General features: G+C 45.7%; 26 protein-coding genes and 1 other annotated feature (1 of these 27 cut by a window edge). All 26 genes read left to right on the forward strand.

Features of this window, described 5'->3' with window-relative positions; all coding sequences use genetic code 11:
* Positions 1-321, forward strand: the 3' end of a protein-coding gene (locus K3F53_RS00730) for a MurR/RpiR family transcriptional regulator (protein ID WP_057897105.1). Its footprint begins 549 nt before the window's first position; only the last 321 of its 870 coding nucleotides appear in the window; its start codon lies beyond the left edge, outside the window; the stop codon is at positions 319-321.
* A 1-nt stretch (position 322) separates the two neighbouring features.
* Positions 323-1483, forward strand: coding sequence for a M20 peptidase aminoacylase family protein (locus K3F53_RS00735; protein WP_408863331.1), 1161 nt, complete (start codon positions 323-325; stop codon positions 1481-1483).
* Positions 1480-2319: a GNAT family N-acetyltransferase gene (locus K3F53_RS00740; RefSeq protein WP_220559260.1), complete on the forward strand. Its 840-nt coding sequence runs from the start codon at positions 1480-1482 to the stop codon at positions 2317-2319. Before K3F53_RS00735 ends, K3F53_RS00740 begins: the two co-directional genes overlap by 4 nt.
* Positions 2316-3428 carry an o-succinylbenzoate synthase gene (gene menC, locus K3F53_RS00745; RefSeq protein ID WP_057897103.1) on the forward strand — a complete coding sequence of 371 codons (1113 nt, stop codon included), beginning with the start codon at positions 2316-2318 and terminating at the stop codon, positions 3426-3428. The genes K3F53_RS00740 and menC overlap by 4 nt, the downstream gene beginning before the upstream one ends.
* Positions 3429-3734: 306 nt before the next feature.
* Positions 3735-4859 carry a phosphate ABC transporter substrate-binding protein PstS gene (gene pstS / locus K3F53_RS00750; RefSeq protein ID WP_204244850.1) on the forward strand — a complete coding sequence of 375 codons (1125 nt, stop codon included), beginning with the start codon at positions 3735-3737 and terminating at the stop codon, positions 4857-4859.
* Positions 4860-4940: 81 nt separating this feature from the next.
* A complete protein-coding gene (pstC, locus tag K3F53_RS00755) occupies positions 4941-5864 on the forward strand; it encodes a phosphate ABC transporter permease subunit PstC (RefSeq protein ID WP_057897102.1) in 924 nt (307 codons plus the stop codon).
* Positions 5861-6742, forward strand: coding sequence for a phosphate ABC transporter permease PstA (pstA, locus tag K3F53_RS00760; RefSeq protein WP_236781927.1), 882 nt, complete (start codon positions 5861-5863; stop codon positions 6740-6742). Before pstC ends, pstA begins: the two co-directional genes overlap by 4 nt.
* 20 nt (positions 6743-6762) lie before the next feature.
* On the forward strand, positions 6763-7512 hold the full coding sequence (gene pstB / locus K3F53_RS00765; RefSeq protein WP_057897101.1) for a phosphate ABC transporter ATP-binding protein PstB: 750 nt from the start codon (positions 6763-6765) through the stop codon (positions 7510-7512).
* Positions 7513-7806: 294 nt separating this feature from the next.
* The gene (locus K3F53_RS00770) at positions 7807-8265 is read left to right on the forward strand and encodes a CtsR family transcriptional regulator (protein ID WP_057897100.1); all 459 of its coding nucleotides are present in this window, start codon (positions 7807-7809) and stop codon (positions 8263-8265) included.
* A gap of 36 nt (positions 8266-8301) precedes the next feature.
* Positions 8302-8823, forward strand: a complete 522-nt coding sequence (locus K3F53_RS00775) for a protein-arginine kinase activator protein McsA (protein WP_057897099.1) — start codon at positions 8302-8304, stop codon at positions 8821-8823.
* Positions 8824-8835: 12 nt separating this feature from the next.
* Positions 8836-9903 carry a protein-arginine kinase McsB gene (locus K3F53_RS00780; protein WP_057897098.1) on the forward strand — a complete coding sequence of 356 codons (1068 nt, stop codon included), beginning with the start codon at positions 8836-8838 and terminating at the stop codon, positions 9901-9903.
* A 42-nt stretch (positions 9904-9945) separates the two neighbouring features.
* Positions 9946-12390, forward strand: coding sequence for an ATP-dependent protease ATP-binding subunit ClpC (gene clpC / locus K3F53_RS00785; protein ID WP_220559261.1), 2445 nt, complete (start codon positions 9946-9948; stop codon positions 12388-12390).
* Between the two features lie 240 nt (positions 12391-12630).
* On the forward strand, positions 12631-14004 hold the full coding sequence (radA, locus tag K3F53_RS00790; RefSeq protein WP_057897096.1) for a DNA repair protein RadA: 1374 nt from the start codon (positions 12631-12633) through the stop codon (positions 14002-14004).
* A gap of 2 nt (positions 14005-14006) precedes the next feature.
* On the forward strand, positions 14007-15086 hold the full coding sequence (gene disA / locus K3F53_RS00795; protein WP_057897095.1) for a DNA integrity scanning diadenylate cyclase DisA: 1080 nt from the start codon (positions 14007-14009) through the stop codon (positions 15084-15086).
* A gap of 124 nt (positions 15087-15210) precedes the next feature.
* Positions 15211-15939: a CDP-diacylglycerol--serine O-phosphatidyltransferase gene (gene pssA / locus K3F53_RS00800; RefSeq protein WP_057897094.1), complete on the forward strand. Its 729-nt coding sequence runs from the start codon at positions 15211-15213 to the stop codon at positions 15937-15939.
* A gap of 176 nt (positions 15940-16115) precedes the next feature.
* Entirely contained in the window at positions 16116-16595 is a 480-nt protein-coding gene (locus tag K3F53_RS00805) for a CarD family transcriptional regulator (RefSeq protein WP_057897093.1), read from the forward strand.
* A 184-nt stretch (positions 16596-16779) separates the two neighbouring features.
* Positions 16780-17874 carry a PIN/TRAM domain-containing protein gene (locus K3F53_RS00810; protein WP_057897092.1) on the forward strand — a complete coding sequence of 365 codons (1095 nt, stop codon included), beginning with the start codon at positions 16780-16782 and terminating at the stop codon, positions 17872-17874.
* Between the two features lie 11 nt (positions 17875-17885).
* Entirely contained in the window at positions 17886-18599 is a 714-nt protein-coding gene (gene ispD / locus K3F53_RS00815; protein WP_057897091.1) for a 2-C-methyl-D-erythritol 4-phosphate cytidylyltransferase, read from the forward strand.
* Positions 18574-19056 carry a 2-C-methyl-D-erythritol 2,4-cyclodiphosphate synthase gene (gene ispF / locus K3F53_RS00820; RefSeq protein WP_057897090.1) on the forward strand — a complete coding sequence of 161 codons (483 nt, stop codon included), beginning with the start codon at positions 18574-18576 and terminating at the stop codon, positions 19054-19056. Before ispD ends, ispF begins: the two co-directional genes overlap by 26 nt.
* Positions 19057-19093: 37 nt before the next feature.
* Positions 19094-20572, forward strand: a complete 1479-nt coding sequence (gltX, locus tag K3F53_RS00825; RefSeq protein WP_220559262.1) for a glutamate--tRNA ligase — start codon at positions 19094-19096, stop codon at positions 20570-20572.
* 2 nt (positions 20573-20574) lie between these two features.
* Positions 20575-20818, forward strand: a binding site (T-box leader).
* Between the two features lie 61 nt (positions 20819-20879).
* Positions 20880-21539, forward strand: a complete 660-nt coding sequence (gene cysE / locus K3F53_RS00830; RefSeq protein ID WP_057897088.1) for a serine O-acetyltransferase — start codon at positions 20880-20882, stop codon at positions 21537-21539.
* Positions 21526-22938, forward strand: coding sequence for a cysteine--tRNA ligase (cysS, locus tag K3F53_RS00835; RefSeq protein ID WP_220559263.1), 1413 nt, complete (start codon positions 21526-21528; stop codon positions 22936-22938). Before cysE ends, cysS begins: the two co-directional genes overlap by 14 nt.
* 21 nt (positions 22939-22959) lie before the next feature.
* Positions 22960-23382, forward strand: a complete 423-nt coding sequence (locus tag K3F53_RS00840; RefSeq protein ID WP_057897086.1) for a Mini-ribonuclease 3 — start codon at positions 22960-22962, stop codon at positions 23380-23382.
* 13 nt (positions 23383-23395) lie between these two features.
* Positions 23396-24139, forward strand: coding sequence for a 23S rRNA (guanosine(2251)-2'-O)-methyltransferase RlmB (rlmB, locus tag K3F53_RS00845; RefSeq protein ID WP_057897085.1), 744 nt, complete (start codon positions 23396-23398; stop codon positions 24137-24139).
* A 12-nt stretch (positions 24140-24151) separates the two neighbouring features.
* Positions 24152-24664, forward strand: a complete 513-nt coding sequence (locus tag K3F53_RS00850; protein ID WP_220559264.1) for an NYN domain-containing protein — start codon at positions 24152-24154, stop codon at positions 24662-24664.
* Between the two features lie 75 nt (positions 24665-24739).
* The gene (gene sigH / locus K3F53_RS00855; protein WP_057897083.1) at positions 24740-25378 is read left to right on the forward strand and encodes an RNA polymerase sporulation sigma factor SigH; all 639 of its coding nucleotides are present in this window, start codon (positions 24740-24742) and stop codon (positions 25376-25378) included.
* Positions 25379-25385: the final 7 nt, after the last annotated feature.

Raw genomic sequence — 25385 nt, forward strand, 5'->3', positions numbered from 1 at the left:
AATTGGGTGGTTCTGGCGCTCTCTTTTCGGCGCTATGCAAAGGAAACATTGCGGTTAGCCCGTTTTGCCAAAGAAAAAGAGGCCTGTATTATTGGAATTACAGATAGCCCTGTAGCTCCTATAAGCCGTTATAGTAACTTTGTTCTTCCTGTAGCTGTAACCGAGTCTACACTCGATTCTATACCGGCGCTTTTTTCTTTATTAAACGCATTGGTTACTGCAATATCGATTGAGAAAAACATAGAAATTACCGAGAAGCTCACGCGGTACGAAGAAACGTACGAACGTGTATATCTGGAAAAGGGGGAGAATCGTGAGTGATTTGAAAACGGAAGCCCAGGCTTTGTATCCGGAAATTATGCAGACTTTTGCTCACCTTCACGCAAATCCGGAAGTTAGCTGGAAGGAAGTTAAAACTACAGAATTTTTAGTAAAGAAACTTCATTCTCTTGGCCTCAAGACCATTACTTTTTCCGATTGCACAGGGGTTGTCGGGATATGGGAAAACCTATCTTCTGGAAGTACGGATGGAAAATCATTAACCGTGGCGTTGCGAGCCGATATTGATGCGTTGTGGCAAGCTGTCGATGGAAAGTGGAGGGCAAACCATTCTTGTGGGCACGACGCTCATATGACGGTTGTGCTTTCGGCAGTTCAACTTCTGAAAATAAGCGGATTCATCCCAGATGGCACAATAAAAGTTATTTTCCAGCCGGCTGAAGAAATGGGGGCCGGCGCTTTAAAAATGGTCGAGAAAGGCGTTGCAGATGATGTCGATTATTTGTACGGCGTGCATCTGCGCCCGATACAGGAACTTCCAGACGGGAAGGCGTCACCAGCAATATACAACGGAGCTACCCTTCTTGTACGCGGCGAAATTCACGGCACGACAGCGCACGGTGCGCGTCCGCATTTGGGGGTAAATGCGATCGAAGTAGCATCGGCTTTGCTGCGGGCGATTCAAGACATTCACATTAATCCGATGATTCCCTCCACGGTGAAGATGACAAGCTTGCATGCTGGAGATGAAGGAAGTAGTAATATTATCCCTGATTACGCAAAGTTTACGCTTGATGTCCGAACACAGTCCAATGCAGTGCTGGATGAATTATATGAAAAAATACAGACAGTTGCTTGTCATACGGCGGCGATGTTTGGCGCTCGAATTACACTTTGGCCGGAAGGCAGAACCGCGGCGGCCGAAGTTGCTGAAGAGGCGAAAGTGTTTATGAAACAGGCGATCGAAGATGTGCTTGGAGCAGAAAATACGGCGCCAGATGTTATTACGCCTGGCGGGGAGGATTTCCATTTTTATACGCTTGAGCGTCCCCGCATTAAAGCCACAATGCTGGGTTTAGGGTGCGGGCTTAAACCAGGACTGCATCATCCGCACATGACGTTTAATCGGGAAGCGCTGATTTCTGGTGCGCGAATTATGGCGCGTGCCGTTGTTCATACCTTTGAAAAAGGGGGGGTAAAATGAAGGATCAGCTTACGATTCTTGCGATGAATACCGTTGAGGAAATCGAACGAATTACGGAACTGGAAAAGCAAATTTGGCAAACCGATACACCCATGCCGGTAGACCAAATGCTAACGGCAGCCAAGCATGGTGGAATCGTTCTGGGGGCTTTTGTGGGAGAGAGGCTCGTGGGTTTTCAATATAGTTTTGCAGGTTATAATGGTCAAAAGGCATATGTTTGTTCGCATATGTTAGGTACACATCCAGATTTTCGCCATATGAAAATCGGTGAAAAGCTGAAATGGGCCCAGCGTGAGGAGGCGCTTAAGCTCGGATATGACCTTGTTACATGGACATATGACCCGCTTGAATTGGTGAATGGATATCTTAACATCCATAAGCTGGGTGCGGTTTGTTCCACATATATAGAAAATTGTTACGGAAATATGCAGGACTCATTGAACAGTGGGATCGCATCCGATCGTTTTCAAGTAGAATGGCATATCCGAAGTGAACGAGTGGCACGAAGAGCGAAAGGCGAATTGACACCAAAAGCTGAAATCCCCAAAAAATTCCTTATGGATTGGAGAACAGATATACACAATGATCCTGTTCCAGGAAAGGCAGACTGGAGACAACTGCAAGAGAATCATGTTCTCTATGTTCCGGTTCCTGCCTACTTTCAGCAAATCAAGCGGCGAAATAAGCCACTCGCCATTGCTTGGCGGGAGGCGGCGCGGGAAGTATTCGCCCGTTTGTTTTGTGAGGGCTGGGCGGTAACAGATGTTATCCGGAACGATAAAGAAGCGCCGGTTCATTTTTATGTACTATATAAAAAAGGGGAGTGTATGGTATGAGAATCAAACAAATCATTTTGCGTCACATGAAAATGCGGATGCTGCGACCATTTACCACCAGCTTGGGCACCGAATATGATAAGGAGTTTATTGTAGTAGAAGCAAAAAGCGAAGATGGATTATCGGGATGGGGAGAGTCTGTTGCGGCGATTGAACCTTTCTATAAAGAAGAAACCGTCAAAACAAATTGGCACATTCTTGAAGACTTCTTAATTCCGCTTGTACTTGAAAAACCGATTGCTCATCCGGATGAATTGAATGAAGAACGCTTTAAGCCTATTCGGGGCAATTACATGGCCAAAGCGGCGATTGAGGGCGCCATTTGGGATTTATATGCTAGACAACAAGGGATTCCGCTTGCGAAAGCGCTAGGTGGAGAAAAGAAAAAAATCGAGGTCGGTATCAGCCTTGGAATCGAGGAATCGGTGAATGAATTGTTATCGCTTGTCGAAAAATATGTACAAGAAGGGTATAAGAGAATTAAAGTGAAAATTAAGCCTGGCTGGGATGTAGAAGTGGTACGCGCCGTTCGTGAACGTTTTCCAGACATTCAGCTTATGGCTGACGCGAACTCTGCCTATACACTGGCAGATGCAGAGCGACTCAAAGCTCTTGACGAGTTCAATCTTACAATGATTGAACAGCCGCTTGCACATGATGACATTGTTGATCATGCCGAATTACAGGCGCAACTAAAAACTCCGATCTGTCTTGATGAGAGCATTCATTCTGTTGAAGACGTACGCAAAGCTATCAAACTGGGAAGCTGCGGCGTTATTAACATCAAGATTGGTCGCGTAGGAGGATTGACGGAAGCGAGGAAAATACATGACCTGTGCAAAGAGCGCAATATTCCGGTTTGGTGCGGCGGTATGCTGGAAGCAGGAATCGGTCGTGCGCACAATGTGGCCATTACTACATTGTCTAACTTCATTCTCCCCGGCGACACAGCTGCTTCTTCCCGCTATTGGGAAAAAGACATTATTACACCGGAAGTCACGGTGGAAGACGGATGGATTACTGTACCAGAGAAACCGGGAATCGGCTATGAGCCAGATCATGACTGTATGGATAATTTTACCCTATATAGCAAATCTTATTTTGCATAATCAGGAAAAAATACGGAGTGCTTGTATGACGCAAGCACTCTTTTTTGTTTACATATTTCTTAACATTAAATTTACAATTCGTTCTCAGGTTCACAAAAGCAAAGAGAAACAAGTAGTTTCCAAGGTGGGATGATGCTAGTAAAGCCTGTATTTTTAACGGTGTAAACACTTTGTAAAGATAGGTTAAAGATCGTGTAAAACACCTTGTTGTGCCTGTATTCCTCGATTATTATGAACAACGTAATTATTCAACACAAAAGAAAAAGTAAAACCATTTTACCAAAAATCTTAAGGGGGATTCTCGCAGTGAAGTTGAAGAAGCTCGGCGTACTACTTTTTGCGCTCGTGATGATGTTTTCTCTCGCGGCGTGTGGCTCTTCTGGCCAAAGCTTAAAACCGGAAGGAAACAAAGAAGCTGCAGCAGGAGGAGAACAATCTTCCGGCGATGGGAATGCAGGTTTGTTAAATGGCGCGGGTTCCAGCTTTGTAAATCCGTTATTCTCCAAAATGTTCAGCGAATATTCCAAAGAACACTCTGATGTAAAAGTGAACTATCAGGCGATCGGTTCCGGTGGCGGCATTAAGCAATTGACAGCCAAAACGGTTGATTTCGCTGCTTCTGACGCTCCGATGAAAGAAGATGAAATTAAAGCTGCCGGCGGTAACGTGCTGCATATTCCAGTAACGCTTGGTGGCGTAGCGATTGCATACAATCTTGAAGGTGTAAAAGACCTGAAATTGACTCCAGAAAACCTTGCCGACATTTATAACGGCAAAATCAAAAAGTGGAACGATCCAAAAATCATGGAGAATAACAAAGGTGTAAAACTTCCTAATGCGGATATTTTCCCAGTACACCGCTCCGATGGTTCGGGTACGACTCATATCTTTACAACATATCTGAATAAAGCAGTTCCGGATATGTGGTCAAAAGAACAGACAGGCAAATCCATCAAATGGGCGAATGTTGGTACCGGCGCAAAAGGTAACGAAGGTGTAGCAGGACAGATACAAAACACTCCGGGTTCTATTGGATATATCGAGCTGGCATATGTTATCCAGAACAATATGACCGCCGCGCAAATTAAAAACAAAGAAGGCCAATTCGTGGCTCCGTCTCTCGAATCTGTAACAGCTGCCGCAAAAGGCGCGCTGACGAATATTCCGGAAGATTTGAAAGTGGAACTGAACAATCAGCCTGGCAAAGACAGCTATCCGATTGTCGGTACAACTTGGGCGCTTGTTCCGGAAGATCTGAAAATGGATAAAGCAAAAGCAGAAAAAATGCTGACCATGCTTAAGTGGGTTGTAACGGACGGGCAGAAGTTTGCGTCTGATTTGCAGTATGCGCCGCTGCCGAAAGAATTGCAAGATAAGTGCGTGGAGCAGTTGAAAAAAGTAAAAGTAGATGGGCAACCGGTTCTTAAATAATGAAGAAGCACAAGGAAAAGCGTGCAAAAAACTCCGCGGAGTTTTTTGCCGCTTTTTTCAAGAGAATGGGGAGTGTAATCCTTGAAGAAAAGATATGGAGATCAATTGTTTAAAGGCATCGCGTATATTTTTGGTTTTTCCATTATTGCCTTGCTTGGCATTATGGTATGGGAAATGTTTCGCGGGTCAAGCTTTGCCATTGAAAAGTACGGTCTCGACTTCTTGTTTAGTTCGAATTGGGATCCGGTAGCTGAACAGTTTGGTGCATGGCCCTTCATTTATGGAACCATTGTTTCTTCACTTCTTGCATTGGTTATCGCAACACCCATTAGCGTGGGGATTGCTATCTTCCTTGTTGAGATTGCCCCGAAATGGTTTCGGGATATCGTAGGTTTCTTAATCGAGCTTTTGGCGGCTATTCCTTCTATCGTATACGGCTTATGGGGCATTTTTGTGCTTGCTCCGATTATTCGCGAGTATATCGCCCCTTTATTTATTAACACGTTAGGAAAGTTTATTCCATTTTTTGCGGGTCCGTCCTTCGGGGTGGGGATTTTTACCGCGGGTGTGATTTTAGCTATTATGATTATCCCGACTATCGCTTCCATTTCTCGCGAAGTATTGATGGTTGTTCCTAACGCGCAACGTGAAGCTGCTTTGGCTTTAGGCGCGACGAAATGGGAAATGATTCGTACAGCTGTATTAACATATTCGCGTTCAGGCATTCTCGGCGCGATGATTATCGGCCTTGGCCGCGCCATCGGCGAGACGATGTCTGTCACTATGGTTATCGGAAATCGACCGGAAGTTCCGGATTCAATATTTGACCCCGCCTACACGATGGCGAGCGTCATTGCTAATGAATTTAATGAAGCCTCCTCTGACATTTATATATCTACATTAATTGAGATTGGCTTCTTGCTGTTTGGTGTTACTTTGTTGGTCAATATTTTTGCACGCTTCCTCGTGTGGTCAACGTCTAAAGGCGTACAGGAGGCGAAATGATGGAAACGGTATTAGAAAATATGAAAAAACAAAAAGTAAATAAGTTAAGCGCCAATCTGGGGCGCCGCCGCATGTTCAGCGGATTCATGATTACGCTGACTGTTATCAGTATGATCTTGGCACTGACCCCTTTGTTCAGCATTTTAGGATATGTTATCGTTAAAGGTTTTTCGGCTTTAAATCTTGCGTTCTTCACTGAATTGCCCGCTCCTCCCGGAGAAGCCGGCGGTGGTATGGCGAACGGTATTATAGGTACGTTCACGCTTATTAGTTTAGCATCTGCCATCGGTATTCCAGTAGGACTAATGGCTGGTATTTTTCTTTCGGAATATGGTCGCAACCGTTTTGGTAAGCTAGTTTCTTTTTTGACTGATATTATGCTGGGTATTCCTTCCATTGTCATCGGCATCGTGGTTTATGCGCTCGTCGTGCTTGCGATGGGTGGGTTCTCCGCGTATGCGGGTGGCATAGCGCTGGCATTTATTATGATTCCAGCAGTAACGCGCACGACGGAAGAAATGTTGAAGCTAGTACCGAACCATATCCGCGAGGCGGGGCTTGCACTTGGAATTCCAAAGTGGCGTGTTATTATGCTTATTATTTTACCAACCGCGTTGCGCGGCATTATTACTGGCATTATGCTCGCCATCGCCCGCGTATCGGGTGAGACGGCGCCGCTGTTGTTCACGGCGTTCGGGAATATGTATTGGAGTCAGTCGCTGAATGAACCGATTGCTTCGATGCCAGTGCTTGTATTTAACTACGCGATTTCCCCATACGCGGAATGGCAGGCGCAGGCATGGGCCGGCGCGCTGACGTTAATTTTGATTGTTGTAGTTCTGAATGTATCAGCGCGTCTGATTACAAGAAAGCGATAGAAGATACGAGGTGGAGACCAATGATTGAAGCAAGAAACCTAAATTTATGGTATGGGGATTTTCACGCCATAAAAAATATCAACATGACCATTGAAAAAAATAAAGTAACCGCGTTTATTGGCCCTTCAGGCTGCGGTAAATCGACATTTCTGCGTGCGATTAACCGGATGCACGAAGTGATCGAAGGCGCAAGAGTAGAAGGCGAAATCTTGCTGGAGGGAGAAAATATTTACGGTCCGGATCGCGACCCGGTAACGGTACGTCAGCAGGTAGGTATGGTATTCCAGAAGCCGAATCCATTTCCGACGATGTCGATTTATGACAATGTGGCGGCCGGTCTGCGTATTAACGGTTTTAAAGATAAGAAGAAGCTGGATGAGATCGTAGAGCGTTGTTTGACACAAGCAGGATTATGGAACGAAGTAAAAGATCGTTTACACAAAAATGCGATGGGACTTTCCGGCGGTCAACAGCAGCGCCTATGCATCGCCCGGACGCTGGCGGTGGAGCCGGAAGTCGTGCTTATGGATGAACCGACTTCCGCCTTGGACCCGATTTCCACGCAGAGAGTAGAGGAATTGCTGTTTGAGTTGAAAAAGAAATATACTATTATCATTGTAACGCATAACATGCAACAAGCAGCGCGCGTATCCGATTACACAGCATTCTTCCTCCTCGGAGAAATGATTGAATTTGACCAGACAGAAACGATCTTTACTAATCCTCAGGATAAAAGAACGGAAGATTATATCACCGGTCGTTTTGGATAAAATATCGGCAGCCCTCTCCTTCTTTGAGTTTGGGTTGCCTTCTTTGTATAGACAATATGCCTCTTCTTCTATGACATTTTGCTGCTGATCGAAACGTTCACGGAGAACCTGAAGTAAGTTTGCTTCAGGTTTTTTTATAGGGATAAAAAAGGTTATATAAGAATAGGAACAAGAAAATAGGTCAACAATAAAAGTACAATCCCTTGCATTTTTTTTAAAATGTCATTATAATTAAAGTCAAAGAAAGTCAAAGTCAAATCGAAGAAAAAGCGAACCGGTGAAGGAGGTGTGTACATGAGGAACATATCGGACATCATTGAGCAGCATTTGAAAAAAATATTGCAGCAAAGCAATGGTGCGATTGAAATTCAACGCAGCGAATTAGCTGATAAGTTCCAATGTGTGCCTTCCCAGATTAATTACGTAATCAGCACCCGGTTTACAGTAGAGAAAGGATATATTGTGGAAAGTAAGCGGGGTGGTGGCGGCTATATCCGCATCCGGAAAGTTGAATTTATTGATAATCAGCGCTTTTACAATGTGCTAATGGAAACGATCGGAGAGAGTATAACCGCTACTGCCTGCGAAAATATTATTGAACGGTTACGGGAAGAACGTATCATTTTACCAAAAGAAATGCAGATGATGAAAGCGGCGACCGGAAAAGTCCTGTCGGCTGTCCCGGTTCCGCTCCGGGATCGTCTTCGCGCGGAGATTCTCCGGGCGATGCTGACCACGATTTTTATTTATTAGCTTATAGAAATATGTGTACTCGGGAGGGAAGCGGATATGATTTGCCAGGAATGTCAACAGCGTCCGGCAACGCTGCATTTCACCAAAATTGTTAACGGAGAAAAGACAGAATTTCATATTTGCGAAGTATGCGCGCAAGAAAAAGGGGATATGTTCCCTGGTGGTATAAACAACTTTTCGATTCATCATCTGTTATCCGGATTATTAAACAACGCCGAACCTGGTGTTAATGCGTTTAAGGTACAACAGGAAGCGCCACTACGTTGTGAGAAGTGCGGGTTAACATATGCTCAATTCAGCAAAAGCGGAAGATTCGGTTGTAGCAATTGTTATAAAGCGTTCGAAGAAAAGCTTGACCCGCTTTTCCGCCGCGTGCACGGCAATACACATCATAGCGGCAAGGTACCTGAACGCTCGGGAGGAGCGATCAAATTAAAGAAAGAAGTGGACCGACTTAAGGAAGAGCTACGGAAGCGTATTGAGCGCGAGGAGTTTGAGGAAGCGGCAAAGCTGAGGGATCGGATTCGTGAACTAGAGCAACAAATCGCAGGTTTGTAGGAGGGAAAACATATGTCTTTCCAGAAGTTTATAACCAATGCGGTAAGTGAATGGATGAATGGCGACGGCCAGGATGCCGATATTGTCATCAGCAGCCGGGTACGATTGGCCCGGAATTTACAAGACCAGCCATTTCCTATGCTGGCCACAGATTCGCAGCTGGAGCAGGTTCTGGGAAGAGTGGAGCAGGCCATGCAGGATGAGGCGTTTAAACAACAAGAAAACTTTGAAATGATACGGATGGACACTTTGACTCCGTTACAGAAGCGCGTGCTGATGGAGAAGCATCTTATTAGTCCAAACTTGCTTTCCGAATCGCGCAAAGGCGCTGTTATTCTTAGTGAAAACGAAGCCATTAGCATTATGGTCAATGAAGAAGACCATTTGCGTATCCAGTGCCTGTTTTCTGGACTTCAGTTAAGAGAAGCATGGAAAGTGGCGGATAGGGTGGATGATATTTTTGAAAAGTATCTGGACTTTGCTTTTGACGAACGGCGGGGTTTTCTCACCAGTTGTCCGACCAATGTCGGAACCGGCATTCGCGCTTCAGTCATGATGCATTTGCCGGCCCTTGTGCTAACCCAGCAAATTAACCGCATTTTGTCCGCAATTACACAGGTAGGGTTAGTAGTAAGAGGGCTATATGGCGAAGGCAGCGAAGCTGTAGGAAATCTATTCCAGATTTCCAATCAAATTACGCTTGGGCAATCTGAGGAGGAAATCATCGAGAATCTTATCAGTGTCGCGCGGCAGATTATCGATCAGGAACGCGCAGCGCGCGAATATTTAATGCAGAATCGCAGACTGCAACTAGAGGATCGCTTGTGCCGTTCATATGGCATTCTGACCAATGCGCGCACTATTGAGTCAAAGGAAGCCGCAGAACGGCTTTCCGACGTAAGACTCGGCATTGATTTGGACATTATTAGAAATGTGCCGCTAAGCGTCATGAATGAATTGATGGTTATGACACAACCGGGATTTTTGCAGCAATATGCAGGCCAGCAGTTGACGCCTGATTCCCGTGATGAGCGCCGGGCGCGTCTAATCCGGGAGCGGTTAAAGTCAGCGATGGAATAAGCAGTAAAGAATAATTATACTTCATTCGGAGGTGTTTGTTTTATGATGTTTGGTCGTTTTACGGAAAGAGCGCAGAAAGTTTTGGCGCTTGCCCAGGAAGAAGCGGTTCGTCTAGGTCATAAAAATATCGGAACTGAACATATTCTTCTTGGCCTAATCCGTGAAGGGGACGGTATTGCGGCGAAAGCCCTGCAAGCGTTGGGGCTTGGCCTTGATAAAATCCAGGGTGAAGTTGAAGCTCTTATCGGTCGCGGCGGCGAACAGCCGACCAATATCAATTATACGCCGCGCGCCAAAAAAGTTATTGAGCTTTCAATGGATGAAGCAAGAAAATTAGGTCATACGTACGTTGGTACGGAGCATATCCTGCTCGGCTTAATCCGTGAAGGCGAAGGTGTGGCAGCGCGCGTGCTTAACAATTTAGGCGTAAGCTTGAACAAAGCGCGCCAGCAAGTGCTTCAATTGCTGGGTAGCAGTGAAGCGATGTCTTCGCACCAGCAAAACTCAAGCAGTGCGGCAGTCAATACGCCTACGCTCGATAGTTTGGCACGCGACCTAACGGCGGTGGCGCGCGAAGGCGGCCTGGATCCTGTTATCGGACGCTCTAAGGAAATTGAGCGTGTCATTCAAGTGCTTAGTCGCCGTACGAAGAACAACCCGGTTCTTATCGGGGAGCCGGGCGTTGGTAAAACTGCAGTTGTGGAAGGATTGGCCCAGCGTATCGTGAACAACGAGATTCCGGAGACCCTTCGCAATAAGCGTGTGATGACGCTTGATATGGGGACGGTTGTTGCTGGCACGAAATATAGGGGTGAATTCGAAGACCGTCTAAAGAAAATTATGGATGAGATTCGTCAGGCAGGCAATATTATTTTATTTATTGATGAGCTACACACCCTTATTGGTGCAGGCGGCGCGGAAGGCGCAATTGATGCTTCCAATATTCTGAAACCGTCTTTGGCTCGCGGTGAGTTGCAGTGCATCGGTGCGACAACATTGGATGAGTACCGCAAGTATATTGAAAAAGACGCGGCTTTGGAACGTCGTTTCCAGCCGATTCAGGTAGACGAGCCAACACCAGAAGAAGCGGTGCAAATTCTGTTTGGTCTGCGTGACCGTTACGAAGCGCATCACCGTGTTAAGATTACAGATGAAGCGATTCGCCAGGCTGTATATTTATCTGACCGCTACATTTCCGACCGCTTCCTGCCGGATAAAGCGATTGACTTGATTGATGAAGCGGCATCGAAAGTACGTTTGCAATCATACACAATTCCACCGAACTTGAAGGAGCTTGAGCAGAAGCTTGAGGAAGTTCGCAAAGAGAAAGACGCGGCTGTGCAAAGTCAGGAGTTCGAAAAAGCGGCTTCCATGCGTGACAAAGAGCAGAAGCTACGTGAAGAGCTTGAGAGAACGAAGAACGAATGGCAGGAAAAACAAGGTCAAACTGACTCTGAAGTGACTCCGGAAGATATTGCAGCTGTTGTAGCAAGCTGGACCGGCATTCCGGTTGTGAAATTGAAAGAAGAAGAAACCGAACGCTTGTTGAAAATGGAAGAAATTTTGCATAAGCGTGTAATTGGTCAGGAGGAAGCGGTAAAATCCATTTCCCGGGCTGTACGCCGAGCACGTGCCGGATTGAAAGATCCGAAACGCCCAATTGGTTCCTTCATTTTCCTGGGACCAACAGGTGTCGGCAAAACTGAGTTGGCTCGTGCTCTTGCAGAAGCGTTGTTCGGTGACGAAGATGCGATGATTCGCATCGACATGTCCGAATATATGGAGAAACATTCTACTTCTCGTCTGGTTGGAGCGCCTCCGGGATATGTCGGATTTGACGAAGGGGGGCAGCTAACCGAAAAAGTGCGCCGTAAACCGTACTCTGTGGTGCTGTTGGACGAGATTGAAAAAGCACATCCTGAAGTATTCAATATTCTACTACAAGTGCTTGAAGATGGTCGTTTAACTGACTCCAAAGGGCGAACAGTAGACTTCCGCAATACGGTTATTATCATGACTTCCAATGTTGGGGCCGATTTGATTAAGAAAAACACAACGCTTGGCTTTACAACGCCGGACAGCACAAAACATTATGAAAACATGAAAGACCGGGTACTTGCGGAATTGAAACGCAATTTCCGTCCGGAATTCCTAAATCGGATTGACGAATTGATTGTATTCCATTCTTTGGAAGAAACGCATATTGCGGAAATTGTTCTACTTATGACGGAACAGCTGCGTAAACGCCTGAACGAACAGGATATTGACTTTGTCCTCACTGAGGAAGCGAAGAAATTCCTAGCAAAAGAAGGATACGATCCGGCGTTTGGTGCTCGTCCGCTGCGCCGCGCGATTCAGCGTCACATCGAAGACCGCCTGTCGGAAGAGTTGCTAACTGGAAATATTAAGAAAGGCGACACTGTAAAAATTGATGTGGTAAATGGCGAATTGATGGTGGAAAAAGCGAGCGAGTCTGTCTCTAAGTAAAGAGACGACGCGTAAAACGCGAACGATAAAATACAGAAGAGGCTCTCCTTGAGAAAGTATGCTTTGCTCAGGAGAGTCTTTTTATGTGAATAGGAAAGTGTATGGCTAAGCTTGTTAGCTTGCGTTAAGGCTTGGCACTAGCTGAGTTTTCTTTATAGAATAATGGTTAGGAAATGCTCAACAAAGCAGGAGTTTGACATATATAGCAAGAAAATATTGAAGAAAGAAGAGAAGAGAAGTATGGCAAAATACAAAACGAAATATGTATGTCAAGAGTGTGGTTATGAATCCCTGAAATGGATGGGCAAATGCCCAGGTTGCGGGAAATGGAATACAATGGTAGAAGAATTGGAAGAAAAAACGAAACCTGGCGAACCAGCACGCCGTGGTGTATCAATAGGAACAAGTCGACTTGTGCCCATTACAACCATTGTAGGAGAAGATGAACCGCGCCTGGCAACGAATATTAGTGAGTTAAACCGTGTGCTGGGCGGGGGCGTGGTACCGGGTTCGCTCGTGCTTGTGGGTGGCGATCCTGGAATTGGAAAATCAACGCTTTTGCTTCAGGCTTCACAGGAATTGGCAAACAACAACCATAAAGTATTGTATATTTCTGGTGAAGAATCGGCGAAACAGATTAAGCTGCGCGCCGAACGACTGGGCGCGGACAGTCCGAATTTATATGTTCTCGCCGAGACGGATTTGTTTTTACTGGAGCAGCAAATTTCTCAACTTATGCCTGCTGTCGTCATTTTGGATTCAATCCAGACCATTTTCCATCCGGATATTACGTCGGCTCCTGGAAGCGTTGCCCAGGTAAGGGAGTGCACAGCTCATTTGATGAGGCTGGCGAAGACGAAAGATATTGCAATTTTGATTGTCGGACACGTTACGAAGCAGGGAGCGATCGCTGGTCCCCGTTTGCTTGAACATATGGTGGATTCTGTACTTTATTTTGAAGGGGAACGGCATAATACGTACCGAATCCTCCGTGCGGTTAAGAACCGCTTTGGTTCTACGAATGAGATTGGGATTTTTGAAATGGGAGAGAATGGATTAAAAGAAGTGATAAATCCTTCTGAGATGTTTCTATCTGAGCGATCGCTAGGTGTGGCCGGGTCTACAGTTGTCGCCAGTATGGAAGGAACCCGTCCCGTATTGGTGGAACTACAGGCACTTGTTACGCCGACCGGTTTCGCTACGCCGCGAAGGATGGCCACCGGAGTCGACCATAATCGAATTGCTATGATTATGGCGGTGCTGGAGAAACGTGTCGGATTGCTTTTGCAGAATCAGGACGCATACGTGAATGTGGCGGGAGGCGTCCGTCTGGATGAACCGGCGATTGATCTTGCAGTAGCGGTAAGTATCGCTTCCAGTTTTCGTGATAGACAAACCCAACCTTATGATGTAGTAATCGGAGAGGTGGGACTAACCGGGGAAGTTCGTGGAGTTTCCCGTATTGAGCAGCGCGTCAGGGAGGCGCAAAAATTAGGATTTAAGCGTGTAATTATTCCCGCTAAGAATGTCATGGGCTGGGAGCATCCGAGCGGAATTGAAATTATTGGGGTGCAGACCGTGGCCGAAGCGTTGCGGGAGGCGTTGGGAGGATAATAATGGCAACAGACAACAAGCGTGAACAATTTATTAGTGATGTACTTTGCTTTGTATCGCCGGGCACGCCCCTTCGTGAAGGACTAGAAAATGTTCTCCGAGCCAAAACAGGCGCGTTGATTGTTATTGGAAATACCCCGGCGGTACAGACAATCGTTGACGGAGGATTTTCTATCAACTGTGATTTAACTCCAGCTAATCTGTATGAACTTGCCAAGATGGATGGGGCTATTATTTTAAGCGAGGACGCGAAAAGAATTTTATATGCTAATACGCAGTTAATTCCTGACTCTTCGATTCCATCTATGGAAACAGGAATCCGGCATCGGACGGCGGAGCGGGTGGCGCGGCAAACCGGACAGCTTGTAATTTCTATTTCACAACGACGTAACGTGATCACGTTGTACCGCGGGCCGTATCGTTATTCGCTCAAAGATATTGGAGTCATTTTGACCAAGGCGAACCAGGCTATTCAAACGCTGGAAAAATATAAATCTGTGCTCGATCAGGCATTGACCAACTTGGGTGCCCTCGAATTCGAAGAACTTGTAACACTCCATGAAGTGGCGCTTGTTGTACAGAGAATCGAGATGGTACTGCGCATTAAATCGGAGATTATTAAATATATTAATGAACTGGGGACTGAGGGACGCCTTATCAGTATGCAAATGGAAGAGCTTGTATCTAACATCGAGGATGATGCCTATTTGTTAATTAAAGACTATTGCCGTCTTGGAGATGATGTTGATCCAGAAGATGTACTGATGCAATTGCACAAGCTATCCGGTGATGAATTGCTTGAACCGGTAAACATTCTCAAGATTCTCGGATACACCCCGAGTGCGAATTTGAGTGATGAGCCAGTTTTTCCGCGCGGCTATCGGATTTTAAGCAAAATTCCTCGCCTGCCGGCTTCTATTGTAAATAATTTGATTGAGGAGTTTTCTAGTTTGCCGCGGGTTATGATGGCAACGATTGAGGAATTAGACGATGTGGAAGGAATCGGTGAAGTGCGCGCCCGTGCAATTAAAGAAGGATTAAAACGGATACAGGAACAAGTGTTTATTGACAGACATATTTGATTCGGAATAAAATAAAATAATTGTTTGAGGCCTGTCTTTGAATTTTCCAGATACAGACAGGTTTCAAATAAGAGGCGACTGTTTCAAGAGATAGAAACAGTACCAGGGAGGTAAAAAGTCTAGAATGATAGCGAGGACGATACCGAATCTGTTTACAGTAGGCAACTTGTTTCTGGGAATTATTGCAATGCTGCTAGCTTTCCGTGGGGAACCGACTGATTTGAGCTACGCGGCTATCATGGTTATTATCGGTATGGTATTTGATGGTTTGGATGGTCGTCTTGCTCGTATGCTAAACGCGCAGAGCGATTTTGGCAAAGAGTTAGATTCTCTTTCCGATATCGTGACATTTGGAGTGGCACCGGCTTTAATTATGTATGTCGTTGTGCTTGGTGATATGGGATGGACTGGGATTTTGCTGACTGGACTGTTTCCAATTTGTGGAGCTCTTCGTCTAGCGCGTTTTAATTCCTCTACGAGCGGCAATACGGGATATTTTGTAGGATTACCCATTACGGCGGCAGGTGGCGTATTGGCAACGTTGGCTTTGTATCACAACGCTTTTCCGCCGATTTATCTTGTACTAAGTATGTTAGGACTTTCTTATCTTATGATAAGCAACATTAAGTATCCCAACTTTAAAAAGGTAGGGATTCCGCGTTCGGCCTACTGGGTCACCCCTCTTGTTGTCCTGATTGCTGCGATCATGGCCGTGCGTTTTCCAGCACAGTTTCCGATGGTTGTATTTATCCCGCTTGTATTTTATGCGCTTTATGGTGTGAAGAAAAACGTTAAACGTATGCGAAGAAAACGCAGGCGTGAGAATACGGAAGAAGAAATTATTAATTTGTAGAAAGACCGGATGCTTGTCCGGTCTTTTTTTGGTTGCAAATTTTTAATATAAAATTAATTTGACATATTTATTGACATGATTATATTATATATGATATGATTATAAATTTTAAAATGTTGACAAAAAATGGGCGTTATGATATATTAGAAATGGATACTCTGTTGGGGGTGGGGTTGTTGTTTCGAATCGGAGATAAGATTGTTTACCCTATGCATGGCGCAGGTATTATTGAGGCCATTGAGGAGAAGGAAATCCTTGGTGAGAAACAGCAGTACTATATTATGAAGATGCCCGTCGGCAATATGCAGATCATGATCCCGATGGAGAAAGTGAAGAACCTTGGTATTCGCGAAGTCGTGGATGTTCAGGCTCTTGAGCGTGTCATGGAAATTTTGCGACACGGCGAGCTTGACACGTCCATGAGTTGGAATCGCAGATACCGTAAGAATATGGAAAAAATGCGTACAGGTGATATTTATGAGGTAGCGGATGTTGTCCGTGAACTGATGCGCAGGGAGAAAGAAAAAGGGCTGTCGACGGGAGAGCGAAAAATGCTGGACAATGCCCGACAGATATTGTTAAGCGAGCTTGTGCTTGTTAAAAATATTAATGAAGAGCAGGCAACAGATCTGCTTGAGCGTGTTGTCAATAGTTAGAGGGGAAAGCTTCTCTACGAGAAGCTTTTCCTTTTTTTCCTGTAACTTTTGTCGTTATTTCCTCGTAAGAAAGAGTAAAAGAAAAAAATAAAATCCATATTTATACAGTTTTTGTTTTTTCATCGTTTTTTATTCGGTAGATATGACTATAATGGAATATGAATCATTTTGAGGAGGTGAAGGTATGGTTAGACGAATCATTCAACTGTTTTTTCTCTTGGTCGGTGCGGGATTGGGCTATCAATTCGGTTCTGATTTGTTCGGGCTTTTGAGTTCGCTCATCCATATTGGTACAATCCCCGGCGTGGAGTATATCAGTGCGGTACTCGGGGCTATGCTCTTCTTCTTGATTACTTCTTGGCCGACAGAGTACATTGTAAAGATTATCAAACGCAGTGAAGAAACACTGATTAAGCTACCGATTACGGATGTTTTGTTTGGAGCCATGGGGCTTATCATTGGACTTATTGTGGCTTTTTTACTTTTTCTTCCCATTAATAGCATTCCTATCCCAATTGTGGCGAGATTGCTTCCGTTGCTTATTTCTGTACTATGCGGATACATTGGTTTTCAGGTAGGGTTGCGAAAACGTGATGAAATTATGTCCGTATTTTCGATTGGTCGTTTTAAAGGTGAGAAAAAGAAGGAAGAAAAACAAGAGCCGAACCAGACCGAATATAAAATTTTGGATACAAGCGTAATTATTGACGGACGGATTGCAGATATTTGTAAAACAGGATTTCTTGAAGGGGCGCTTGTGATTCCTGAATTCGTGCTAGAAGAGCTACAGCATATTGCAGACTCATCTGACACGCTTAAGCGCAACAGAGGGCGACGTGGTCTTGACATCTTGAACAAAATTCAAAAAGAATTAAAAGTAAAGGTTATTATCACAGATCAAGATTTCGAGGAAATTAGCGAAGTTGACAGCAAGCTGGTTAAGCTTGCTAAAGTGATGAAAGGAAAGGTCGTGACAAACGACTTTAATCTAAATAAGGTATGTGAGCTTCAGGGTGTATCTGTGTTGAATATTAACGATTTGGCCAATGCGGTAAAACCGGTAGTGTTGCCGGGTGAGGAACTGCATGTGCAGGTTATTAAGGACGGAAAAGAGAATGGCCAAGGTGTCGCGTACTTGGATGATGGAACGATGATCGTTGTCGAAGGTGGGCGGGATTATATCGGTTCGTTTGTTGACGTGATTGTAACTAGCGTTTTGCAGACGTCGGCTGGCCGCATGATTTTCGCGAAGCCGAAATTAATGGAAAAAGCGCTGTAAGAAATGAGTGGATGAAAGTGAATATAGGTGTGGTTATCGCAGCCGCTGGACAGGGTAAGCGAATGGGCGGATCGGTGAAAAAACAATTTATCGAACTGGGCGGAAAACCGGTCCTGCTTCATACGCTCTCTCTGTTTATCGGGCTTGAACATGTGAAGGAAATTATCGTTGTAACGGCTGAAGAAGATATGGAATGCACGCAGGAGTTGCTTCGTGGCTATCGAGGGGTTCGTGTCATTCCAGGCGGAGCGGAGCGCCAGGACAGCGTGTATCTTGGTCTTAAAGCTCTCCGTTCTGTCGAATATGTCATGATTCACGATAGTGCGCGGCCTTTTCTTACCCGTCCGACGCTGCTGAAACTGATAGAAGCGCTCCGTGCTAAGCGAGCAGCCATCCTCGCCGTTCCTGTCAAAGACACGATTAAACGGACGGATGCAGAAGGAATCGTGGTGGACACACCGCCAAGAAAAAGCTTGTGGGCTGTGCAAACGCCACAAGCTTTTGCTCTGTCTGATATTATCCGTGCGCATGAGCGGGCGCGCGAGGAAGGCTTTATTGGTACGGATGATGCCTCGTTGCTGGAGCGCATGGGACAGACTGTGCATATTGTTGAAGGAGAGTATACGAATATTAAGCTTACGACTCCAGAAGATTTGGTGTTCGGAGAAGCGATTTTGGAGCGGAGAAAGGAGACGGGCGATGATACGAGTAGGACAAGGATTTGATGTTCATCAGCTGGCGGCAGGCCGCAGGCTTATCGTTGGGGGTGTGGAAATTCCTCACGAAAAAGGGCTTCTGGGCCATTCGGATGCGGATGTTTTGCTGCATGCGATTACGGATGCGATTTTGGGTGCTTTGGGATTAGGGGATATTGGCAAGCGCTTTCCAGATACCGATCAGACGTTCAAAGATGCGGATAGCCGCGTGTTGCTTCAGGATGTCTGGAAGCTGGTAAAAGAAAAAGGATATATCATGGGGAATGTGGATGCGACCATTATTGCTCAGCAGCCGAAAATGGCTCCATATATAGAACGAATGCGCGAAGTTATCGCTACTTGTGTGGAAACGGATAAAGAAAGGGTAAACGTGAAGGCGACCACGACAGAACAGCTTGGTTTTACGGGCCGTGGCGAAGGAGTGGCCGCAATGGCTGTTGTATTGTTGCAAAAAGAAGGATTATAATAGATGGAGCTAAATTTTTGAAGGATGGTGGCCATTCATGTCGAAACAAGTCCGCGTTCGGTTTGCACCGAGTCCAACCGGACATTTACATATCGGGGGTGCCCGTTCGGCGCTGTTTAACTATTTGTTCGCTCGTCATCACGGTGGCGACTTCATTGTCCGCATCGAAGATACGGACCGGAAGCGGAATGTGGAAGAGGCAGAAGCGAAATTAATCGAAAGCCTTCGCTGGTTTGGAACGGAGTGGGACGAAAGCATCGATAAAGACGGCGGTGTAGGCCCATATCGTTCCATGGATCGGCTGGATATTTATAAGGAGTATATTGACAAGCTGGTAGAAGAAGGGAAAGCCTATCATTGCTATTGTACGGAAGAAGAGCTGAATGCAGAGCGTGAGGCGATGAAAGCAAGAGGTGAAACGCCGCGCTATTCGGGAAAATGCCGTCATCTGGCCCCGGAACAAATTGAGGCGTACAAAGCGGAAGGGCGGACTTCTTCTATTCGTTTTCGCGTACCAGAAAACCGGGAATACATTGTACATGATCATATTCGTGGTGAAGTAAAATTTGAATCAAATGGTATTGGAGATTTCGTCATTGCCCGTCCGGACGGGATTCCGACATATAATTTTGCCGTGGTTATTGATGACTATCTTATGAAAATTACACACGTTATCCGTGGCGAAGAACATCTTTCAAACACGCCGCGCCAGCTGATGATTTATGAAGCGTTCGGCTTTGAGGCGCCGGAATTTGCACATGTGGCGTTGATTCTAAATCCGGACGGGAAGAAGATGAGCAAACGGGACGAGTCCCTTATTCAATTTGTCGAGCAATACCGCGACCTCGGCTATCTGCCAGAGGCACTGATGAACTTTCTGGCGCTGCTCGGATGGTCGCCTGAAGAAGAACGGGAAATTTTCACCCGCGAAGAGCTTATTGATAAATTTTCACTAAGTCGTGTATCCAAGTCACCGGCTATCTTTGACATTCATAAGTTAAATTGGATGAATAACCATTATATTAAGCAAGCTCCTGTAGAGCGTATTGCTGAGCTTTGTATTCCGCATATGCAAAAAGCCGGGCAGCTGCCGCAGAAGCTGAATGAAGATCAGTATGAATGGGCAAAGCAAGTGGTTGCCCTGTATCAGGAGCAATTACAGTATGCGGCCGAGATTACAGGGCTTGCCTCTCTATTCTTTGAAAACGAAGTGCAATACGATGAAGAAGCGAAAGCAGTGCTCTCAGACGAGCAGGTTCCAGATGTTATGAAGGCGTTCCATGAAGAGTTGGTGACGCTTAAAGAATATACGCCTGATACAATTAAAGAAGCACTGAAGGCTGTGCAAAAGGTAACCGGCCAGAAAGGTAAGAAGTTGTTCATGCCCGTTCGTGTTGCTACTACCGGCCTTACACATGGGCGAGACCTAAATCAGACACTATTCCTTCTCGGCCGTGACAAAGTGGTTTCACGTGTGCAAAATGTGATAAACAACTACGAGAAAATTGCAAAATAAAGATAATGGCAAGGAACGGAAGAAGTACGAAAAGGAAGAAAGGCACCAGAGAAAGCCGCCGGTATGATAAAATGTACCGTGCTGGAAGCGGCTCTGCTTTTCGTTTTCGGAAATGCATCCGTGAGCCGGGTCTCTGAACCATTTTATAGTAGGAGACTCCGTGTCCCGCGTTACGGGTTTGAGCGCGCTTTGCTTTTTTAAGCAGAGCGAAACAGAGTGGAACCGCGGAAAATTACCGCCTCTGTAGCCATTATTTGGCTATGGAGGCTTTTTTATTGGTAATATTAGGAATGGAAGGGGTGGAAGTATGCTTAAAACGTTGCGGGAAGATATTCGTGCGGTAATGGAGCGGGACCCCGCAGCGCGTAGCGCGCTGGAAGTACTCCTTACGTACTCAGGATTGCATGCTATTTGGTTTTACCGCTTAAGCCATCGTTTATGGAAAAGGAAGTTCTACACACTGGCGCGGGTGATTTCGCAGTTTGCCCGCTTCTTAACCGGTATAGAGATTCACCCTGGGGCGAAAATCGGGAAAGGGCTGTTTATTGACCATGGTATGGGCGTCGTTATCGGAGAAACTTGCGAAATTGGCGACAATGTAACGCTTTATCAGGGAGTGACTCTCGGCGGTACAGGTAAAGAAAAGGGCAAGCGTCATCCTACGATTGGCAATAATGTGCTGATCGCTTCCGGGGCGAAAGTGCTCGGCTCGATGAAAATCGGCGACAATTCAAAAATCGGAGCTGGTTCGGTTGTGTTGCAGGAAGTGCCGCCGAATTCTACAGTTGTCGGTATTCCTGGTCGCATCGTTATTCAGAATGGTGTAAGGGTAAACCATGACTTTGATCATACTAATTTGCCGGACCCAATCGGCGAAGTGTTGCGCTCGATGCAGCGAGAAATTGATACCTTGAGACAAGAAGTAAAACAACTAAAGGAGAGTCGACAAGCCCATGAGCAGCATTAAAATATACAATACGCTGACCCGTAAAAAAGAAGAGTTTGTTCCGCTTGAGGCGGGCAAAGTGAAAATGTACGTTTGCGGGCCGACGGTGTATAACTTTATTCATATCGGAAATGCCCGTCCACCCATTGTGTTTGATGTAGTGCGTCGTTATTTCTCATACCGTGGCTATGAAGTAACGTACGTTCAAAACTTTACCGATGTAGATGATAAAATTATTAAAAAGGCCGAGGAAAGCGGCATGGGCGTGGAAGAAGTTGCAAACATGTTTATTGCAGCGTTTGAAGAAGATGTGCGGGCGCTCGGTGTAAAGAAGGCAGACGTCCACCCAAAAGTGACGGAGCACATCCCGGAAATTATCGCCTTCATTGAAGACTTAATCGCAAAAGGGCATGCGTATGTAGCAAGCGGAGATGTTTATTTCCGTACAGCTTCCTTTGCGGAATACGGCAAGCTCTCGTACCAAAACATTGAAGAATTGCAGGCGGGTGCCCGCATTGAAGTGAGCGATAAGAAAGAGAATCCGCTTGATTTTGTGCTTTGGAAAGGTGCGAAACCGGGGGAAATTTGTTGGGAAAGCCCATGGGGCAAAGGTCGGCCGGGCTGGCATATTGAATGTTCAGCGATGTCAATGAAATATCTCGGCGAAACTTTCGATATCCATGGTGGAGGTCACGATCTTATATTTCCGCATCATGAAAACGAAATCGCGCAAACGGAGAGCCTGACAGGCCATCCAATGGCAAAGTACTGGATGCATAATGGATATATTAATATTGAGAACGAAAAAATGTCCAAATCGCTTGGAAATGTGATTCTGGTAAAAAAACTGCGTGAGAATTATCCAGCGCGCGTTATTCGCTTCTTTATGCTAGGGGCGCACTACCGCAACCCGATTAACTTTAGCGATGCGCTTTTGCGGCAGGCGGCAAACGCTCTGGAGCGTATTGATACAGCTGTGCGCAATCTGAAGCATCATCTGGATTCAGCGGTGGACGAGGCCGCCACGGAAGAAGAAAAGCAACGGGTAGACAGTTTTCGCCAGCGTTTTATCGAAGAAATGGATAACGACTTTAATACGGCTGACGCTATCACGGTGTTGTTTGATATGGTGCGTGAAGTGAATCAGATGATGGCAGCGAATGTGTTAAGAAAAGAAATCGGCACAGCTTATCTTGCTTTATTTGCAGAATTGGGAGACGTGCTTGGCATTACCTTTGGGGAAGCGGAACAGAATATGTCGGGCCCATCCGATGAAGAAATTAATACGTTAATTGAGGAGCGGGCACAGGCACGTAAAGTGAGAAACTTTGCTCGGGCGGACGAAATTCGGAACCGATTACAAGAGATGGGAATTATTATCGAGGATACGCCGCAAGGCACGCGCTGGCATCGCAAATAAACGCAAGGATAGAGGCGCAGTATGAAACAAGATAAACTGACGAGAGATCCAAGACAAATCAATGCCCTTGCCCTTGCGTACATGGGAGATGCAGTATTGGAGGTTCGCGTCCGCCAGCATTTGATTGCGGCGGGTGAGGTAAAGCCGAATTTGCTGCAACGTGCCGCCGTGCGCTATGTTTCAGCCAAAGCGCAGGCCAGCATCGTAGAAGGTATTTGGGAACGGTTGACCGAAGAAGAGAAGGCTGTGCTAAAGAGGGGACGTAACGCTAAGTCGGCAACCGTTCCGAAAAATGCTAATATTGCTGAATACAGACTCAGCACTGGTTTTGAAGCGTTGCTTGGTTTTTTATATTTAACTAGGCAGGAAAAGCGTTTAGACGAAATTTTGTCTTATGCGCTTGAGTGGGTAGATAGCGGCTTGGCCGCTCCAACCAAAGAATAAGAAGGGGTTTGCCATGAGTGAATATATCGTCGGAAAAAATCCCGTCCTGGAAGCGTTGCGTTCGGGGCGTTCCATCAATAAAATATGGATTGCGGAAAATTCGCAAAAAGGAGCCGCCAATCAGGTAATAGCACTGGCCAAAAAAGCGGGTGTCACCGTACAAATTGTTCCTCGCAAAAAGCTTGATCAAGCGGCGGAAGGAGAAAGTCATCAGGGCGTACTGGCGTACGTAGCCGCTTACGATTACGTAGAATTGGACGAGATTTTACATAGAGCGGAAACGTCTGGAGAACCGCCCTTTCTCGTACTGTTGGATGAAATTGAAGATCCGCACAACCTTGGCTCCATTTTACGTACGGCTGATGCGACCGGCGTTCACGGCATAATTATTCCAAAGCGGCGTTCTGCCGGATTAACTTCCACCGTGGCTAAAACATCAGCTGGAGCAATTGAGTATGTACCGGTTGCCCGCGTCACCAATCTTGCTCGCACGATTGATGAGCTCAAAAAGCACAATATTTGGGTAATAGGTACGGATGCTTCGGGAGAAAAAGAATTCCGTGAAGCGCGTTTTGATATGGGAGTTGCTTTGGTAATTGGCAGTGAAGGAAAAGGCATGAGCCGTCTTGTCAAGGAAAAATGCGACTTTACGGTAAAGTTGCCGATGGTAGGCCGCGTCACTTCTTTGAACGCGTCTGTTGCGAGTGCCTTATTGATGTATGAAGTATACCGCCAGCGTCATCCATTAGCTAAATAAGGATGATCGGTGATGGAAGAAATACTAATTGTTGATGGCTACAACGTGATCGGGGATTGGAAGCGGCTGAAGGAAAAGAAGAAAATTAGCCTCGAAGAGGCGAGGGACGATTTGCTTGGCTGGCTGGCCGATTATCAAGGATTTACCGGAGTGCGCGTTATCGTTGTGTTTGATGCCCATAACGTAAAAGGCATGGGCAAGAAACTGCGGGAGTATCGCCTCGATATTCGCTATACAAAAGAAAAGGAAACAGCGGATGAGTGTATCGAACGTTTAGTATTCGAATTATCTGGTCGTCGTCGTCAAATTTATGTCGCCACGTCAGATTATACAGAACAGAGGGTGACATTCGGTTATGGCGCTTTACGTAAATCAGCGCGCGAGCTGTGGCGGGAAATGCAGCAAATTCATCGCGATATTAGAGAGAAAGTGCGCGAAACAAAACAGCAGCCAAAGGGAAGAGGAATTATCCTTAGTGATGAAATTAAAAAAAAATTCGAAAAGTGGCGCCGTGGAGATGGTTAACTTCATTGACGGTAAAGGTTACATAATATATAATTGCTTTATCTGATGCATAACGGCAGGTCGGAGGGATGATGTTTGGCTGCAGACCATACCCGCTATGATGCTTTGCACGATGAGGAAATTGTGGATCTTGTAAGGTCAGGTGACAGTGATGCGCTTGAGTACTTGATTAACAAGTACAAGAATTTTGTGCGTGCGAAAGCTCGTTCCTATTTTTTGATTGGCGCCGACCGTGAGGATATTGTGCAGGAAGGTATGATTGGGCTTTATAAGTCAATTCGGGACTTTAAAGGGGATAAACTTGCTTCCTTTAAAGCGTTTGCTGAATTGTGTATTACGCGCCAGATAATTACTGCGATAAAAACAGCCACTCGACAGAAACATATTCCTCTTAATTCCTACGTCTCGTTGGACAAGCCTATTTATGATGAAGACTCAGATCGTACTTTGCTGGATATTATCTGCGGCACGAAAGTGACGGATCCAGAAGAGTTGATCATTAATCAGGAAGAATATGACGACATTGAGGATAAAATCAGCGAAATTTTGAGTGATTTGGAACAACAAGTTTTGCTTTTGTATTTGGATGGGCGCTCATACCAGGAGATTGCTGTTGATTTAAGCCGTCATGTCAAATCGATTGATAACGCTCTCCAACGCGTAAAAAGAAAGTTGGAGAAGTACTTGGAAGTTCGCGCAGTATCGCAAGTATAGCTATAAA

This window comes from Aneurinibacillus thermoaerophilus (assembly GCF_019603355.1).
Classification (GTDB): domain Bacteria; phylum Bacillota; class Bacilli; order Aneurinibacillales; family Aneurinibacillaceae; genus Aneurinibacillus; species Aneurinibacillus thermoaerophilus.